Source organism: Alkalihalobacillus sp. NPDC127517 (assembly GCF_050276055.1).
In the GTDB taxonomy this organism is placed as follows: Bacteria; Bacillota; Bacilli; order Bacillales; family Bacillaceae_D; genus Alkalicoccobacillus.
This window is the reverse complement of the sequence record NZ_JBNNQX010000011.1, coordinates 97,178-114,731: the sequence shown is the minus strand read 5'-3', so window position 1 is coordinate 114,731 and position 17,554 is coordinate 97,178. Positions and strand designations below refer to the sequence as shown.

The 17,554-nt window shown below is 39.7% G+C and carries 16 protein-coding genes; 15 read left to right on the top strand and 1 reads right to left on the bottom strand.

Annotation, left to right across the window (positions count from 1 at the left end):
- The 15 genes from gp17 (at position 1) to ACQKKO_RS15770 (ending at position 17,133) form a co-directional block, all read left to right on the top strand.
- Positions 1-372, top strand: a complete 372-nt coding sequence (gene gp17, locus ACQKKO_RS15840) for a tail completion protein gp17 (RefSeq protein ID WP_498648871.1) — start codon at positions 1-3, stop codon at positions 370-372.
- Between the two features lie 5 nt (positions 373-377).
- Entirely contained in the window at positions 378-980 is a 603-nt protein-coding gene (locus ACQKKO_RS15835; protein WP_498648868.1) for a major tail protein, read from the top strand.
- Between the two features lie 2 nt (positions 981-982).
- Positions 983-1,288, top strand: coding sequence for a hypothetical protein (locus ACQKKO_RS15830; RefSeq protein WP_498648866.1), 306 nt, complete (start codon positions 983-985; stop codon positions 1,286-1,288).
- A 51-nt stretch (positions 1,289-1,339) separates the two neighbouring features.
- On the top strand, positions 1,340-1,699 hold the full coding sequence (gpG, locus tag ACQKKO_RS15825) for a phage tail assembly chaperone G (protein WP_498648864.1): 360 nt from the start codon (positions 1,340-1,342) through the stop codon (positions 1,697-1,699).
- A gap of 14 nt (positions 1,700-1,713) precedes the next feature.
- A complete protein-coding gene (gene gpGT, locus ACQKKO_RS15820) occupies positions 1,714-1,902 on the top strand; it encodes a phage tail assembly chaperone GT (protein ID WP_498648862.1) in 189 nt (62 codons plus the stop codon).
- A 40-nt stretch (positions 1,903-1,942) separates the two neighbouring features.
- Positions 1,943-5,890 carry a peptidoglycan DD-metalloendopeptidase family protein gene (locus ACQKKO_RS15815; protein ID WP_498648860.1) on the top strand — a complete coding sequence of 1,316 codons (3,948 nt, stop codon included), beginning with the start codon at positions 1,943-1,945 and terminating at the stop codon, positions 5,888-5,890.
- The gene (locus tag ACQKKO_RS15810) at positions 5,883-6,596 is read left to right on the top strand and encodes a distal tail protein Dit (protein WP_498648858.1); all 714 of its coding nucleotides are present in this window, start codon (positions 5,883-5,885) and stop codon (positions 6,594-6,596) included. Before ACQKKO_RS15815 ends, ACQKKO_RS15810 begins: the two co-directional genes overlap by 8 nt.
- A gap of 29 nt (positions 6,597-6,625) precedes the next feature.
- Positions 6,626-12,511 (top strand): phage tail spike protein, encoded by a 5,886-nt coding sequence (locus tag ACQKKO_RS15805; RefSeq protein ID WP_498648856.1) that lies wholly within the window; start codon positions 6,626-6,628, stop codon positions 12,509-12,511.
- Positions 12,512-12,526: 15 nt separating this feature from the next.
- A complete protein-coding gene (locus tag ACQKKO_RS15800) occupies positions 12,527-12,946 on the top strand; it encodes a DUF1617 family protein (protein WP_498648853.1) in 420 nt (139 codons plus the stop codon).
- 20 nt (positions 12,947-12,966) lie between these two features.
- Positions 12,967-13,209 (top strand): hypothetical protein, encoded by a 243-nt coding sequence (locus tag ACQKKO_RS15795; protein ID WP_498648851.1) that lies wholly within the window; start codon positions 12,967-12,969, stop codon positions 13,207-13,209.
- A gap of 83 nt (positions 13,210-13,292) precedes the next feature.
- Positions 13,293-13,961, top strand: a complete 669-nt coding sequence (locus ACQKKO_RS15790) for a restriction endonuclease (protein WP_498649020.1) — start codon at positions 13,293-13,295, stop codon at positions 13,959-13,961.
- A 51-nt stretch (positions 13,962-14,012) separates the two neighbouring features.
- Positions 14,013-14,441 carry a phage holin family protein gene (locus ACQKKO_RS15785; protein WP_498648849.1) on the top strand — a complete coding sequence of 143 codons (429 nt, stop codon included), beginning with the start codon at positions 14,013-14,015 and terminating at the stop codon, positions 14,439-14,441.
- A complete protein-coding gene (locus ACQKKO_RS15780) occupies positions 14,438-15,388 on the top strand; it encodes a peptidoglycan-binding protein (RefSeq protein ID WP_498648846.1) in 951 nt (316 codons plus the stop codon). Before ACQKKO_RS15785 ends, ACQKKO_RS15780 begins: the two co-directional genes overlap by 4 nt.
- A 271-nt stretch (positions 15,389-15,659) precedes the next feature.
- Positions 15,660-16,448, top strand: coding sequence for a hypothetical protein (locus ACQKKO_RS15775; protein WP_498648844.1), 789 nt, complete (start codon positions 15,660-15,662; stop codon positions 16,446-16,448).
- A 1-nt stretch (position 16,449) separates the two neighbouring features.
- Entirely contained in the window at positions 16,450-17,133 is a 684-nt protein-coding gene (locus ACQKKO_RS15770; protein WP_498648843.1) for a hypothetical protein, read from the top strand.
- Positions 17,134-17,175: 42 nt separating this feature from the next.
- On the opposite strand, the gene ACQKKO_RS15765 is transcribed toward ACQKKO_RS15770, so the two are convergent.
- Positions 17,176-17,544, bottom strand: a complete 369-nt coding sequence (locus ACQKKO_RS15765) for a YolD-like family protein (protein WP_498648841.1) — start codon at positions 17,542-17,544, stop codon at positions 17,176-17,178.
- Between the last annotated feature and the right edge of the window lie 10 nt (positions 17,545-17,554).

Genomic DNA, 17,554 nt, shown 5'->3' with positions numbered 1-17,554 from the left:
TTGAAATGGAAAATCTATCACACATTGAAAGCTGATCCATTTATAACGGCTCGCGTAACAAATGAAATAAAATTTTACGAGTACCCTCCTACTGACAAGATGGAGGGTATTTATATTGTCGTAGATCCTATAGACGTGCCTCGTCCTGGTGACTATGCCGACAACCAACCGCTCACCGATGATTACTTGTTTCAAGTGGAGGTGTGGGGGATGGATGGCGCATTAGTTGAAGAAGTGGCGAAGCGGGTGCGAAAAATTCTCTTAGACATGAGTTTTAGTCCTGGATCAGGAGAGGATCAGTACGACAAGGATACAAAAATCTATCGATACGTCCGTCAATATGATGGCGTATTTTATATTGATGAGGAGTGAGTGAATTGGTAAAAAGTTATCGTTCTTCTACTGGTGTAGATAAGTTTTTCTATGCTCCACTAGCAAGTGATAATTCAATTGAAGATATTATTGAACGAGTGAAGTTCTTACAAAACATAAATGTGGAAATGCCACAGGAACCGGTTCGTGCATATGGAGATAATCAGGTTGCAGAAATTGCGGTTGCAGCTGGTGATATTTCTGTAACGTCCGCTTTCCACAAGCTTCCGGAAGAGGACAAGATCAAGCTTCTTGGTCTTGAAACAGTGGAAGGAATTTCTGCTTATGGGTCTAGTGACACACCTCCTTATGTAGCTGTTATTTTTGCGAAGACTTATGAAGATGGTTCAACTGAATGGGTCGGATTACCTAAAGGGCTGTTTTTACGTCCAAATGTTTCTGGTCAAACGAAACAGGGTGGCGTTGAATTCCAACCGGATGAAATTTCGGCTGCATTTATGGATCGTCAAGTTGATGGTTTCACTGATGATAAATCTGTCCTATTCGGTAAAGACAAAAAAGGTTCTACAACAAATCGGGATGCGCTGTTCCAGATTATTTTTGGTAAGCCTGTACCAACTGACGAAGACATTCCAGAGGGGGCATAAGCATGAGCTATGTAGTATTAGAGGATTTCACTGATGTTAAGGACAAGCGTAAGATCTACCGTAAAGGAGATAAGTACCCTAGACCAGCAAATAAGATAATCGATCAAAAGCGATTAGATCAATTAGCTTCTGATAAGAATCGAATCGGTGCACCATTAATCAAGAAAGTAGAGTCTGACCAAGTTGATGTGATCGCTGATGGCGAGGTCGTTGAAACGCTAGATTCTGCCGAAGGTAAAGAGCCGGCAAAAACAGTTAAACCTAAAAGTCAGGCTAAACCTAAAAAAGACGAAGCAAAGCAGGGGTAATCTCCTGCTTTTTTTGCTTTACAAATTTGAACCTAAAAGGAGAATGAACAAATGGCTTTAAAACGACACATGATCGAGTTAGTTAAGAACGTGGAGGAAGTGCAAAAGGGTGGAGAGGTTGTACTTGAACGCTTCTGGACACCAATATTGATTCCATTTAGAAAAGTACAAGAAGCGCTTCAAATGCAAGTTGATATTGAAAAAGAAGAAACGACTGAATTAGCTGCTATGGATATGATGGCTAATTTTGTAGCGAAAGATATTTATGATAACCAATTCACTGTGGATGATCTCTACAATCGTCTTCATGCACCGGACGCACTAGCTACTTTACAAGCTCAACTGGCATTCGTAGCCCAGGGGGATCAGACGAATGAAACAAAAAAGTTCCTGGAGCAAATGAAAAAATAAACGGTGAAGAATCTTTGACGTCAGAAGATTTTACACCTGAAAAGCAACTTGAGTACATGGATGAACTTGTTATGGAGCTTATGCAAAATGGAAAGGACATCAATGAAGTATTAGACTGGCCTTTTTATTATATCGTTGAGCTGTTAAGAAAGCAGAATGAGCCAAAACAGGAAACTTCTTTAATAGCTGCCTTTGGTGGCTAATTTTTTTTGTTTGTGATTCTTGAGGGAAGGAGGAAACCAAGTGGCCGAACGAATTAAAGGTGTATCGATTGATTTAGATCTTAACACGACAAAAGTAGAGCGTGGTATGACTGGTTTAAAAGGTACGCTTAAAACCGTTAATTCAGAAATGAAAGCCAATATGTCTGCTTTTGATAAAAGCGATCGATCGATTGGTAAATACGAGACACGTTTGAGCGGTTTAAATAAAAAGCTAGAAGTTCAAACAAAGATCACTGAAGAAGCTGAAAAGAAATATAGAGCGATGGTCGAGCAACATGGCGAGGGATCGAAAGAAGCTGAAAAGGCAGCACAAGAGTACAACAAGCAAGCAGCCGAGTTAAATAACCTTCAAAGCTATACAGAAGGCGTCCGTAAAGAGTTAAAGAAATTACAAGAAGAGCAACGTATTGCGAATTCCGGTTGGACGAAAACTGGTCAAGCATTAGACGCGACCGGAAAGAAAATGACAAAAATCGGTGACGGTATGCAGTCGTTCGGTAAGAAATGGACAGCTGGTATTGCGATTGCTGGTGGTGCAGTTGTTGGTCTTGGTGTCAGCTTATTCGCTTTGACAGATAAAGCAACACAAGCAGCGGACGCAATTGCTAAAGGATCAGAACGTGCAGGGGTATCAACAGACTTTTATCAAGAAATGACGTTCTGGGCGTCCCAAAATGGTTTAGCGCATGAGCAAATGGAAAAGGGCATGGGAAGAATGAATCAACGTCTCGGTATGGCGATGCAAGGGAACAAGAAGTATATTGATTCTCTTACACGTTTGGGTATTAATCTAGAGGATATCGAGAACGGAACCCTTACAACAGAAGATGCGTTTGCTCAATCCATTTCTACTCTTTCACAAATGACAAATGAGCAAGAAAAAGCTGAACTAGCCACAGAAATGTTTGGGGCAAAATTAGCTCAAGACTTAATGCCTGCATTGAATGACGGATCTTTAAGTATTGAAGAAGCGAAAAAACAAGCACAAGAATTAGGCTTGGTCATGTCAGAAGATCAGCTCTATGCAGCTGAAACCTTCCAGGATTCATGGGATAAGATCAAACGGTCGATGGGTGCAGCTGGAATGCAGATCGGACTTGATCTAATGCCAAAATTCCAAGAGCTTCTTAATTTCATCTTGGCGAACATGCCAAAAATACGAGACACTATCAGTTATGCGTTTGATCAGGTCATGGAGAAGATTTCGGCTACGGTTAAATGGTGGCGTGAGCTATCAGGTGGCGCAAAGACCTGGATAAAAATCGCTGCGGGTGTAGTTGTTGGTATAGGCCCTCTTGCAATTGTTTTTGGAACATTACTTAAAGTATTAGGTCCATTAACTTCTGGATTAGGAAAACTCTTTATGTGGGTAGGAAGAGTAGGGGGCATTCTACCGGCTATTAAAATTGCGTTCGCAGCGATCACCGGACCTATTGGGTTAACGGTCTTAGCAATTACTGGACTGGTTGCTGGTTTTACTCTTGCATACACCAAGTCTGAAACGTTTAGAAACATTATCCACCAGGTGAAAGATGCTTTTGTGGATGCGTATAAGAAAGTCAAAGAGTTCTTGACCACGAATCCTCAATTCCTAAGTTTTATTGATTCGGTGAAGACAAGTTTTTCTTCTGCAAAAACCATCATTATGGATGCGATAGGCAAAGCGATGGATTTTGTGAAAGAAAAAATAAGTATGGTCAAAAAGTTCTGGGATTCTGATGGTCAGCAACTACTTCAAGCGTTCCGAAATGTTTTTCAAGGAATCTGGAAAGTCGCTGAACCAATCATTGGTTTCTTAGTTGATGCCTTTAAGTTTGCTTTTCCGTATATAAAAATGCTAGTTATATCGGTCATAGGGAATATCAAAGGCGTCATTGATGGCGGACTAAAATTTATCCTTGGTTTAGCAAAAACTTTTTCTGGTCTTTTCACTGGTGACTGGTCAAAAATGTGGGAAGGCATTAAGCAAATGGTTTCCGGAGCCGTTCAATTTATCTGGAACTTTGTACAATTGAGTTTCTTTGGAAAATTACTTGGTGGAGTAAAAATATTTGTTAAGAGCTTTTCTGGCTTCTTTACAAACATGCTTACTGCGATTCGATCAACTTTTTCTAATATCCTAAAATGGATTGTTGATTTTGTTAAAAATCGCTTAACTTCCATGCAAAATACCGTATCTACTATTTCGACAACCATTCGAAATACTTTCTCTCAAATATGGAATTTCATATGGAATAGCATTATTAAGCCGGTGATCCGAAGTATCGTTGATTTCGTTCGTGGGCGTCTATCAACTATGCGTGACACGATCCGAAATATCTTTACTTCAGTTCGTGACGTCACACGAAACATGTTTAACCAGGTAAAAGATCGGATTATCAATCCGGTACGTGATGCAGCTTCAGGAGTACGTACACGATTTACTGATATGAAAAATAAAGCAGTCGATATTTTCCTCAATATGAAAAATAATATTGGAAAATACGTAACTGAAATGATTGACACCGTTAAGGGTATGCCAAAGAAAATGGGTGACGGTTTAAAATCAACTGCTGGGAAAATCGGAGACGGAATCAAGGCTGTAGCAAACAAAATGACCGAGCAATTAGGTAAAGGGGTCAATGGCGTCATTGGTGGTGTCAATTGGGTCCTAGATAAAGTTGGTGTCTCTAGCAAGATCAAAGAGTGGTCTGTGCCACAGTACGCGCATGGGACAGATGGACATAAAGGCGGTCTTGCTATAGTAGGAGACGGCAAAGGAGAAAATGCCGGTAGAGAGCTTATACAGACGCCTGACGGTGATCGATTCTTGTCACCATCTAAGGATACCTTGGTTAATCTGCCAAAAGGGACTCATGTTTGGTCGGCACTGGAGACCAAAGAGATGCTGAAGGACGTTCCAAAATACAATTTAGGAACAATTAAGAATGCTTTCTCTAATGCGTGGGGAACTACAAAAAAAGTCGGAAAGAAGATCAAAGATTCAGCGCTTGACGTCTGGGACTATATCTCGAACCCTGGAAAGCTATTTAATAAAGCACTAGATCTATTAGGTGTAGAAGCTCCAAAAATGGGCGGTATTCTTAAGAATGTCGGAACTGGTGCCTATTCAAAAGTAAAAGATTCATTTAAGAAATACGTCACTGATAAGATCAACGGTTTCTTTGATGGTGCTGAAGGCGGAGGCGGTGGAATTGGATGGAAAGGCTTTAGACTTTCATCTCCATTTAATCCTGCTAGGCGTCATCCGATCACCGGCAAAGTACGACCACATAACGGTGATGATTGGGCTGCTGGTATGGGAACGCCGTTTTCTGCTCAAGCAGCTGGACGCGTTTCATTTAGTGGATGGGCTGGCGGTTACGGAAATCTTATTAAGATCGTTTCGGGACCATTTGAACGTAGGTATGGCCACAACCAAAAGAACCTAGTAAAAGCAGGGCAGATGGTCAAGGCGGGACAACGGATTGGCTTAACTGGATCAACAGGTGACAGCACAGGTCCACACGTCCATTATGAAGTACGAAAGCATGGTGTTCCACTCAATCCAAGAGGATTAAAGACTGGTGCAAGAGTGGTTAAACGAGGCTTCTATGAATTGGCTGATGGTGGCTATCCTGAATACGTCATTCCAACTGATCCTGCTAGACATTCTGATGCTCAAAAGCTCCTTGCCTTAGCTGGTAAAGAGATTCAAGGCAATAAGCGTCCGAATCAGCTTTCTAATCCTTCTGGCGGAACAGGTAGTGGGGGAAATGGTTCAAACGATGATTTATTGCTACTACTTGCAGATAAGGTTGATAAAATGACATTGATCTTAATTGAAATGCTTGGACTGCAAAGAGATCAGTTAGAAGCATTACTGGCAGGTCATGATATTAATTTCGATGGTAAGCCTTTGGCTAAAGTATTACAACCACATTTGGAACGATTGAAGAATAGAAAGGGAAGGGGTCCTAATGGTTAGTTTTTCATTTAACGGAAAAAAGAACGATCGAATTTATATGTTAGCAGGAAGAACAAAGGCCCCTTTCGCGCCTCTTGTTCGAGAGTTCGTAAAGTATGGTAGTAGATACCATCTAAAAAAGACAGAAACAGAGCTATTAGATATTATTCAACCTATTGGCTACAAAGCTAAGACTTATGAAGAAGCTTTAGAAATTAAGAATAGCCTAGCGCCTTGGCTAGTTACAGAAGACCTGGTTCCCCTCATATTTGATGATGAACCGGGTCTTATTTATTGGAGTGTAGTTGAGGGAACGCTTGAGGATCTTCAAAGGGTGGAGCGTTCGATACTTTGGGAAGGCACAATCAAATTCAAGTGTTCTCTTGTAACAGGTCAAAATCGCACATTATCAATTGGGACTAGTTTTACTAACCACAATGTTATCAGTCAGAAGAAATCATTCTGGACTAGTCGAACAGTGTTTAATACTAACGCTTCGCGGTATGTCATTGAAAACAATGTCGGGGGTAAAATTATTATTAATTTTAATTTTGTTCCTACAGACATTTTAGAAATTGATGCGGAGAAAAGAAAGATTACTATAAACGGTAATCTTCAAATGCCATCGATAGATTTAATGTCTGATTGGTTCGTATTGGAACCAGGCACAAATCGATTGAAAGCAAGTCATACAACAACCGTTTCATATGTACAGACTTATCAATAAGGCATGTCATATCAGAAAGGAGGGAAAACATGGCGGAAATTTATATCTTTAATCCATCAGATGAACTATTAACAACCATTAGTCCAGAAACGGGATTGATCAGTGCTCCTTTTCGCGAAGAAAAAAACCGCCTTCCGGAAGAGCCTTTCACTTTCACTGTCGATGCTTCTTTTGAAGAAACTGTACACATAAAAGAAGAAAATCAAGTTGTCTTTAAAGATAAGGAAGGCGATCTACGTTTATATGTAATCAAGGAGCTTGATGATTCAGACGGAGTAAAGGGTCCGGAAACAACAGCTGTATGTGAACCAGCATTTATGGAATTAAAAGAGCGGATTGTCATAGACCGCAGATTTACCAATCAAGAGGCTCAAGTTGCTTTAAATGCTGCTCTTCAGGGTACTGGCTGGAAAGGAACTGTTGAGGTCGAATTGGGTACAGGTTCTACGAATTTCTACTACGAAAACGCAATTGATTGTATTTGGAAAATCATCGATGTGTGGGGTGGAGAATTTAAGGATGTTGTAACGTTCGATAAAAGCTCGATTACTTTAAGAGAGATCAAGATTCTGAATCGGCGTGGCTATGATCGAGGGAAACGTTTCGAGATTGATCACAATATGGAGGGCATAAGACGAACGGTTCTTTCTTACCCAATCACAGCAATTTACGGTCGTGGAGCTTCATTAGAAATCACGGATGAGGAAGGCAATGCAACAGGTGGAAATACACGATTTATCGATTTCGCTGATGTCGAATGGAAGAAGTCAAACGGTGATCCAGTAGACAAGCCGAAAGGTCAACGTTGGGTCGGTGATCCTGACGCATTAAAGAAATATGGTCGTTTACGTAATGGTACCATCTTACACAGGGAAGCTGAATGGCAGAACGGCGACTATGAAGATCCGAAAGAACTTCTTCAAGCCACATGGGATCAGTTACAACTTGTGAAAGCTCCAGAAGTAAACTATCAACTTGACGCTTACCTCTTTGAATCGATTGCTGGATATGAACATGAGCATGTAGCGCTTGGAGATACGGCCAGAGCGATTGACAGAAACTTCTCGAAACCAATAGAAATTCAATCGCGAGTTATAGCCATTAGTTATGACTTGGTGGATATTGAAGGAACAGCAGAAATTGAGATGGGTCAGTTTCTATCCGTTCATGAATATGACGACCGACTTGATAAAGTGACACAAAAGGTTGGTAATAACAGTGGTGCATGGGATCAAGCAGCTAGACCAATTGATGGAAGTCGTTATCCTGATACCATTCCACCAGTTCCTCCTAATGTAAAAGCAACTGGTTTGTTTGCGATGGCTTTAGTGGAATGGGATTTTGATTATGTACGTACATTCATACAGGGATATGAAGTCTTTGCCTCCGAGGTCAAGGGCTTTTTGCCGTCACCTGAGACAATGGTGTATCGTGGTTCAGCAAATAGCTACAGCTATGAGGGTGAAACGAATAAGCAGTATTATTTCCGGGTTCGTGCCTTCAACTATCATCAGCGTTATTCGTTGTATTCGGAAGAGGTATCAGCTACCACAGCGAAGATCATTTCTGATGATATTTTCTTTGGTCCCGAACTAGCAGCCGAATTACGTGAACTAAGCAAACAAGCTCAGATCATAGCTGATAACACGCTTTCGGGGAAGGCGCTTGTTGACGGTACGATTATTGATAGCAAGATAGCTCAAGGTGCTATTGATATGCAGCACTTGAAGCCTGGCATTGTTGATCTTGATAAAATGTCAGAGGACGCTATCAGGCAGATTAGAGAGAACGCAAAGGGCTATACTGATGAAGAAATAGCCAAAATGATTGAGCAATTGCAATTAGAAATCAATGAGGCGATCAAAGACATTGACTTCGACGAAGCATCGAAGGAGTTAAGGGCAGAGATAGCCAAGAAAGCCGGCTTAGAATATGTTGACGGTAAATTCCGTTTCAATGATCTTAAACTCCAGGAGTTAGATGAAATTGCTCAACGCTTGAGAAATGAAATGACTGATATTGATGGTAAGGTTAATTCAATTGAGGTCACTGTGGATGATGTTGAGGGTAAGCTTGATATTCAAGCAAAACAATTAGAGCAAACCGCAGACACTCTGACGGCTCATTCTGCGTCAATTAAAGCGAATGCTACAGATATTGGTTTACGTGTGACCAAGGACCAACTGGACAAGGTATCAGGCGATTTGACCACATCCATTGGAAATGTAAAGTTGACTGTTGATGGATTTAGTTCTGAATTCACCAGAGTGAACCGGCGCATGGATGGCATTGACACGAAACAATCTGAATTTGCTACTACAATCGATGGACTGTCTAATACGGTAAAGACCATCGAAACGCGCACAGGAGATAATGCCGGCGAGATCACGTCTGTTAAGACACGAACTTCTACTCTGGAGCAAAAGAGTGATCGGTTTGCTTTGACCTTGCAAACTTTAGAGTCAGAAGTCGGTAAAACTGAAACGTATAGGGCTATAAGTGTAAGATACAACAATAACACTTTAGAGTATTATCCTATCAGATCGGGCTTGTATGATTCGGACGGTAACAGAATTTCAAAAGCCGGTAATGATCGGTCTTACCTTCTTGGTGTATATGACAAGAAAACACGACAATGGCAGAGTCAAGAGATCTACGATGTATACGGCAATGTAGGCGAGGCTTTAAGGTTGGCAGAGGACTTGAATGCCTTAGATAAGGACAAGATCGTTGTATTAATCGGTACACATGCACCAGGACAGAACAGACTAAATCATGACTTACCTAAAGCGATTTACCGTTGTGGTGGATCAAAAACGGTATTCGAATTAGCAGACGGATGGGGAACTAGTCACCCTGCCTATATATTAATTGGTGTGCCTGGAATGGGCGAGGGTCAGGGAAAAGAACATTTCTCACCTGGTCCCCATGGGTGGCTTGATGTGAGTTTTAATATCACCAATGGTAATTTGGATTTAGATAGTTCTGGTGGGGCGATGGAGAATAGAGTTTCAAAGACAGAAACCTCTATTACTGCCGTGGAAGGAAGCATTTCTTTATTGGCAACCAAAGAAGAAATCAAGTCCAAGGTCGATACGGATATTTACAACCGCAGACAAACGGAGTTGAATACTTCCCTTGAAGGCATTCGTGGAAGTGTTACTGATGTAAAAAGAATTGCTGATAAAGCGACTGGTGATGTCAGCAGTCTTACAACAAGAACAAACAAGCTTGAATTGGATGGGAATGGATTCCGCACTAGCATATCCACCTTGGAAACAGGATTACGAGGTAAGATGAATGAATATCTTATAGATTTTAAAGGGATGAGTTCTTCTACGGATTATGTCATTCTTCTAACTAGAATTACTGCTAATGGAACTACTAATTACGTCAATGGAACCATCCATGGAAGGCGTGTTAGTGGTCACGTTGCGACTGGAAAAGTGGAGATATTATTCAATAATAACAGTAGTGGTACCCTTCCAGTAGGTTACATGGAGGCTACAACAATCCAGGGTGGAGACACATTCTCACTGGTATCAGTTATTTATGAAAATACCAGGTATCTAGCGTTGAGACACAGGCCCACTGATCAATTTCGACTTTGGAATACAGACAGCGTGTTTATTGGTCAAATAGGTTCTACAGGTGAAATGCTCCTAGCTGTTCAAACATCGGAGGTAACAAGCCTACAGAATTTCGTATCTGAATTACCGACAATCTCACCAGTTACAAAGTTTGAAACTGCAATAGAACAAACAGATAGACAAGTGGCACTAAGGGCGCAAGAAATTACTGCTTTAGGTACTCGTGTTTCAAAAGCTGAATCTGATCTTACAGTGCAATCCAATCAAATTAATGCTCGTGTAACTAAGGATGGACTTGTAACAGAGCTAAATCTTCGTCCAGAATCATTAAAAATTAAGTCGGGCCTTATACACTTAGCCGGCAATTCAAGAATTGATAATGCAGTTATTCAAGATGCTCATATCAACAACCTTAGTGGAGATAAGATTCTTGCTAACACGATTGGTGCGAAACAGCTATTAATTTCCGATTTTACAAATCTCATAGTTAATGGCGATTTTGAAGATGATCCAGTACGTGAAGTACCGAATGGGTGGTTTGCTGCTACTAACAATGCACCAGGTAATGGATATGTCAGCGATATGAGCGCATGGAGTGGTGGAAATGGTTCGGTCAAATGTTTCACATTGAATGGCAGTCCAAACGGTAACGTAGAGTATCATTGGGATAAATTAATACCAGTAACACCAGGAGAGGAACTATTCTATTCATTTAGAAAAAGGCACAATAGCTCTACTGCCGGTACTAATACCTGTGGTTTATCTGTTAGGAGATATGATCAGGCAAGGAATCACCACAGCTATGGTGGATTTCATATAAATAGCGACAAGCACACTGGATGGAGAGAGTACAGTGGAACTTGGGTAGTCCCGGCAGGAGTTTACTACATTCAGCCTAGAGCCTATGTTCAAACCGAAGCAGGCACAACATCGAATATGATGCACATTGACGACATTGTGATTAAAAAGAAAGCAACAGGTGAATTGATTGTTGATGGTTCAATCGAGGCTCGACATATCAAGGCTGATACAATCACCGCTAATTCTGGTATTATCGCAACCGCAGCTATCGGCACCGCAGCTATTGCGAATGGTGCTATCACACGAGCCAAATTAGAAAACGCCATTATCGGCACCGCTCAAATTGAGAACGGTGCTATTTCTAATGCCAAGATCGGTAATGCTGCCATTGATAATGCGAAGATTGCCAACACAACGATCACGAGTGCAAAGGTCGCAAGCATAGACGCAGCTAAAATCAATGCCGGTACCGTAACAGGTATTCGATTACGTTCCGTTGATACATCGTCATGGTTTGAGGTACAAGGTGGACGGATTCGCATGGAAATGACGAACGGTCGCCACATGACGATTGATAACACAGGTATTTACTATTTGGAGCGTAACGGAAATATCTTGTTTCAATCTAGCCAGAAGCTAACAACATCGGATATTTTCGGAACAGCAGAGTATAACGTGTACTTGGCCGCTTTCAATGAATCACGATCAGTAACCTATAGCACTGCATTAACAGGTAGCGGTAACGTTGCTGATTATGTGTACGTTCCACACAGAGCGCAAGGTTTTTATGGTAACTATTTAAACGTCAATCCTTATGGATCAGCCGTTAATATTTACTTAAGACCGCTATCTGGTGGGGAGGTAAGGGTCACACGTAATGAAACAGATGATGATTACCAATCACTAAGAGCAGGTACAACGCTTGTTCATCGATTGCAATTAAATCCGTGGAATACGAACACAAGGCATCTACATTTAGGTGCCGAGGATGAGGTCAGGATTGCCTCTTCTCCAAGCGCTAATGATGGTCTTGGTGTGGTAAGGGCAGCTACAGTTTATGCAAGCTCGATTACAATGAATGCAACAGGTAATGCATCTCATTTAAACCTGTTTGTTGTAGGAGCCGGTGAGGTTAGAGTGAGACATGGAAATGATGGTGGTTACGCGAATGCCAGGGCATTAAATTTCTATGAAAACTCTACAGTCCAATCTAAAACGGATATTAAGCCTTTCACAGGTGACGCCTTGAATGAAATTGATCGTATCGAAGTAATGGAGTACCTACTAAAAGATAATATTTCGAGGGGTATTCATGAGGTTCAGTTGGGCTTCATTGCTGAACAAAGTCCTTTTGTTGCTTCCTATGATGGTGAAGCTGTTATTCTCTATAAGGCTCTTTCATTGAACACGAAAGGTATACAAGAATTATCGAAGTACCGTAAAAAGGACAAACAGGAGGTTGAAGCTCTTAAGCTTGAAGTCGCTTCACTTAAGCGAGAAATCGAACAATTAAAATCAGCCTAATTGGAGGAATCATATATGATAGTTAAAATCGAAAACGCTAAGATCGGGCAGGTCATTGACCTGCTTTTTGATTTGTCATTGAAAGGGAAAGAATCGCGTCACCGTAGCAAATTTATCAAGGCGCTTACTGAACGCCTTGAGGAAGTCGCAGAAGAGGAACAAGAACTCATTAAAGAACATTGCCACCTTAATGAAGAGGACAAGCCTAAGACCCTAAATGACGGCAAAGAATGGGACATCAAGGACATTGAGGCTTACAAAAAAGACAAGCTAGAGCTTTACAAAGAAGAGTTTATCCTAGAAGGGGGGAACGTGAGTGGATACCTTAAAACGGTTCGTGATGTTGTAATGAATTGCGAAAAAGAATTCAGTGGACAGGAAGCTGCCATTTATGACTACTTGTATGACCAGTTAGAAGAAATCGAAGAACAATAAAAATAGGAGAGTGATAGAATATGGCTATTACGTACAGAGTAACAAATGTGAATTTCCAATATGATGAGAACGGTGAAAATCAAAAGGTAGAGCTGAACTTCTCCACGACAGATCCGGAGCGTCAGATTTATATGAATGGGCAAGTTCCCATCTCAACAGATGAGTATTTCCAAGCTGGCAGTCTTTCAGCCATGTCTGACATTGTGAAAGAGAAAGTCCTACAACGATTAACAGAAACAGATGAAGAGTCTTTGGAGAATTAAATTAATTAAAGAATTTCTCCTCCCTTGACGAATTAAATGGTGTATATTTAAAAAAAGCCAAGGAGGGTAGAAATTTGGAAATAATGTTTGGATTGTTCTTTTTAGTTTTTAGCGGTCCAATTTTTTGGATTACTCTAGCATTAATGTTGTACATTTTTTATAAGTCTATACTAAATGGCAACAAAATCAGAACTGTGTTATATGTGGGGCTATTGGTTTTAACGCTTATTTTGTTCGCTTACTATAATTCTACTTCGTTTGCTCCAATCATCCTAGCTCTTGTGCTTACTGAGATGCTTGTTTTTACAAGTTATAAATCTTATAAAGATGAAAAAATCAGAAGGAGAAAATTAACTGCTTCTAATATACAAGACATTGATAGGATGAACGGTTATTATTTCGAAAGCTATTTAAAAGAATTGTTTAAAGCATTAGGATTCAAAGTTATTAAAACTCCTAGTAGTGGAGACTATGGAGCAGATTTAATAGTAGAAAAAAAGGGCGCAAAGATTGCCATTCAAGCCAAAAGATATACTGGGAATGTAGGAATAAAAGCGGTGCAAGAAATACAATCAGCGATGCTGTATTATGAAACGGATGAAGCGTGGGTTGTAACGAATAGTGCATACACTCAATCCGCAATTAAACTTGCGAATAAAACGAAAGTAAGACTAATTGATCGCGAACAATTAATTAACCTAATCATTGAAGCCAAAGAAAATAATCAAGAGTGTATGCTACAACCTAGTTAATTAGCTCTCCAGACGGAGGGCTTTTTATTTTATTATGAAAAGGGTGGAGTCATGGAGCAAATATCATTGTTTTTCAATTTAGAAAGTCTTGAGGTTGCAAGAATGTATTTGTTTGGTCCAGTTAAGTTTCTAGATTTGTTAGTTATCCTCATGGTGGTAGACATTATCACAGGTATCATGAAAGCAATCAAACAGAAAGATTTGCGTAGTCGATCTGCTTTGTTCGGTTATGCTCGAAAGATTGCCATGTTTGGAATCATCATCGTGGCAAACATTATTGATAGGATTTTAGACCTCAACGGCATGGTTGCTACAGCGACTGTGCTTTTTTATATGGCAAATGAAATCCTATCCATCACAGAAAACGCAGCACATATTGGGTTGAAGGTACCACCAATGATCCAAGAGAAGTTACGTGGATTTGATCAACATGGACCAGAAGAAGAAAAAACACAATCAAAGGAGAGTGAAGGGAAATGAGTAGAGTATCACTTCAAACATTGTTAGATCGTTCAACAAGGAATATGGGTTCGGGCATGAATAACGTGGTGAAAGAGAGCGCGCTTGAGATGATCAAGCGTGCTTATGCTGAAAATATTAACGTTCAGATTAGTTCTGGTTTCCGATCTTTTGCGGAACAAACACGTATTTATAATCAAGGACGGACTACACCTGGTAGCATCGTCACAAATGCAAAAGCAGGATATAGTAATCACAACTTTGGTGTAGCGGTCGATTACTTCTTGACTAACCACGATGGATCAGAAGCAACCTGGGTAGTTAATGCACAATGGCGAAGAGTAGCTGCTATCGGTAAATTACTAGGGTTTAAATGGGGAGGCGATTGGACAAGTTTTAAGGATTATCCTCACCTAGAAATGACAGGCGGTCTGACCACAGCACAGATGAGAGCAGGAAGACGTCCTGACCTTAAACTTAACTTTACCCCTACAAAGGTAGAAGACGTCAAGACGGAGATTGGAGGGGAAGAGGTGACGTCCCCAGAGCCAGCTATTCCGACACCAACAGGTTCACCCTTCATTCGTTCTGCTCAAGGCTTCATGAACAGTCGGGGATATCCAGAAGCTAGAAAAGGAAACTTCACGCCGTTAGTTGTAGATGGTGTATCAGGACCACTATCTAAAAACGCAGTGATCCGTATTGCTCAGTATTTCGGTGGTACGACTGTGGATGGTCTTGTAGGTCCTAAAACATTGAAAGCAACAGCAACCATTCGCAGAGACAGCACTTCGACTTGGTGGAATCACTTAACTCAAGCAGTTCTTAATCTTCATGGAGCCCAGCTAGCCATAGATGGTTTGATCGGACCTGCTTCTGAAAGAGCAATCAAAGCTTTCCAAAAAGCGAATAGACTTACTCAAGATGGAATCGTTGGGCCTAAAACATGGGAGCAGTTATTTAAATAAAAAAGACCCTCTAAACGAGAGCCTATGCTATACTTTGTATAGATAGTGTTATCCTGTTGGCGGGGTATATAAGAGGTAGAGCCCAACCCAAAGTGGTTAGGCTCTTTTGTACATAATTAACCATTAATGATGGTTTATAATATACTGTTAAAGGAAACTATAGAAGTACACACAAAATCATTTGCATTATCTCATTGTAAACCTATTAGTTATTTACTTTTTATTCACTTTATGTGATAAAATAATTACAAAAAACGAAGGAAGATGACTTATGAGAAAAACTAAAATTATGTATAGTCAAAAATTTTGGATTTCTACGTTGTTATTAACAGTAGTAGTTATTTCAATTTTGGTTTACAATAGTTTTTCTTTTATTCTGTCTAATTGGTTCACATTTCTAAACCTTACATTAGGAGTGTTGGGTACAGTAGCTACCTTGTATAATTATTGGAGGAAATTCAATCTTTGGGTTAATAAAATAATTATTATTCTTAGAAATTCTAATTCCACTTGGAACATAATTGCTAACTATGTAGGCAGCTTTGATGAAAGTGTTATAAGGGAAATTAAACGTAATTTTGATGCTATTGATGAAGTAGATGAAATAGAAATTGTAAGTGACAAAACTTTTAGAATTTATCTCAATGGTTTACCTTTATATTTTAGCTACTCAGATATGGAGGATGCAAATGGAGATTTAAAAGGTAATCTTACAGTGCGTATTAGAGATTTTCACGCCTCGTACGAAAAAGCTACAAGCCTTTTAAATGAAACAATAGTACCTATACTGGATAGAGTGAAAGAAATAACTGGTGCTAAAAATACAGATAACACTTACAAATTTACAATATCTTTTGGAGAGAAAAATCCTTTTGTAGGTTTGGCTGTTAAAAATGTTGATATGAAAACAATTTCTAATTTCTCATATAGTTATAATAGACCCGTTACTTTTGGCACAAGTTCTGTTACAATTAGTAACAAAAGTATAATATGTGTCACCAATTCACTCAGAGATTTCCAAAATTCAAGCGTGAATTTTTTGACCTTAGTGGGGGACTAATGTGAGAGCTTATCATTTTCTAGATGTAGAAAGTTTTTTAGACTTTACAAATCCAAATAGTCGTTATTCTTCTGATGACGATCAACTCCCTTTGGAAGGCAACGACCAACCAAGCAGTTTATTAACTTTGACAACTAAAGACTATTATGAAGGTTTTCAAAAATATGTAATAGTCCATGAAAAGTTAAAAAAGAAGTCCGGAAGAGCTTACGATCAAGAAATTTTATTTAAGCAATTTATTGAAAGTAAGAATATGAACGCTTATTATCATCCTGAGAAAAAGTTACTACTAGTTGAAGGTGATAAAGGCGGAGTTAATGGGTGGGTAAGACGTTTTAGTAAAGTATTTGGTGATAAATTCAGGGTTTCAAGATCAAATGTTGATTTTCCTTATCTAGTTAAACATTCTGAGAATGTTTGGGGAGGGTGGATAAGTGGTTTTAATGACGGTTCATTAAAAAGTGTTGCTCTTTTTGGTGATCATGTTAATTTAAATGAAGATTATAGTAGGCTAGAAGCAGCGGGGAAACTTAGTTCTTTGAACTGTGCTTTAACGTTTGAGAAGAAAAGTTATGATTTTACTATTACAGCTAATAAAACAGTAGTAATAATGCAAAATCAAACTTCAGAGCAGGACTTAGATCTATTAATGCATTTAAAACCTATACTTTATAAAGAAATTTAATATTGTTTCCATAATACTTAAAAGAGCTTAAAAGGCTCTTTTTTATATTACCTGGATACTTCTTAAGCAGTCTACTGCTATATATTCAATCTCCCCATCATCCATTTCCACTTTAATTTGCTTCTGATCTCTCGAAACAGATCCAATACAGCAAACCACGTTATGGTACTCCCAATCGCGCCAATAATTAATGACCACACTTTTTGTGTGATTTAATGCATCCATAACCACATAACCAATCTCCTGCAACTCATTTGGATCCAATTCATGCTTTTCTTTGCGGTAATCACGCTCATTTGATAGTCGAATAGCTTCTTTATGTTCCGGTAGCATCATCCGACTACCTTCCCAAGTCAGATTCCCTCTACGTAAGTACGTTTTATATTCTTCGATCTCTTCAAATGATGGCATCATAAACACT

Excerpts from the sequence above, each read along its gene's own strand:
- ACQKKO_RS15765 (WP_498648841.1), bottom strand. The coding sequence starts at position 17,544 with ATGCCATCATTTGAAGAGATCGAAGAATATAAAACGTACTTACGTAGA.
- ACQKKO_RS15790 (WP_498649020.1), top strand. The coding sequence starts at position 13,293 with ATGTTTGGATTGTTCTTTTTAGTTTTTAGCGGTCCAATTTTTTGGATT.
- ACQKKO_RS15780 (WP_498648846.1), top strand. The coding sequence starts at position 14,438 with ATGAGTAGAGTATCACTTCAAACATTGTTAGATCGTTCAACAAGGAAT.
- gpG (WP_498648864.1), top strand. The coding sequence starts at position 1,340 with ATGGCTTTAAAACGACACATGATCGAGTTAGTTAAGAACGTGGAGGAA.
- ACQKKO_RS15795 (WP_498648851.1), top strand. The coding sequence starts at position 12,967 with ATGGCTATTACGTACAGAGTAACAAATGTGAATTTCCAATATGATGAG.
- ACQKKO_RS15785 (WP_498648849.1), top strand. The coding sequence starts at position 14,013 with ATGGAGCAAATATCATTGTTTTTCAATTTAGAAAGTCTTGAGGTTGCA.
- ACQKKO_RS15775 (WP_498648844.1), top strand. The coding sequence starts at position 15,660 with ATGAGAAAAACTAAAATTATGTATAGTCAAAAATTTTGGATTTCTACG.
- ACQKKO_RS15810 (WP_498648858.1), top strand. The coding sequence starts at position 5,883 with ATGGTTAGTTTTTCATTTAACGGAAAAAAGAACGATCGAATTTATATG.
- ACQKKO_RS15805 (WP_498648856.1), top strand. The coding sequence starts at position 6,626 with ATGGCGGAAATTTATATCTTTAATCCATCAGATGAACTATTAACAACC.
- ACQKKO_RS15830 (WP_498648866.1), top strand. The coding sequence starts at position 983 with ATGAGCTATGTAGTATTAGAGGATTTCACTGATGTTAAGGACAAGCGT.
- ACQKKO_RS15800 (WP_498648853.1), top strand. The coding sequence starts at position 12,527 with ATGATAGTTAAAATCGAAAACGCTAAGATCGGGCAGGTCATTGACCTG.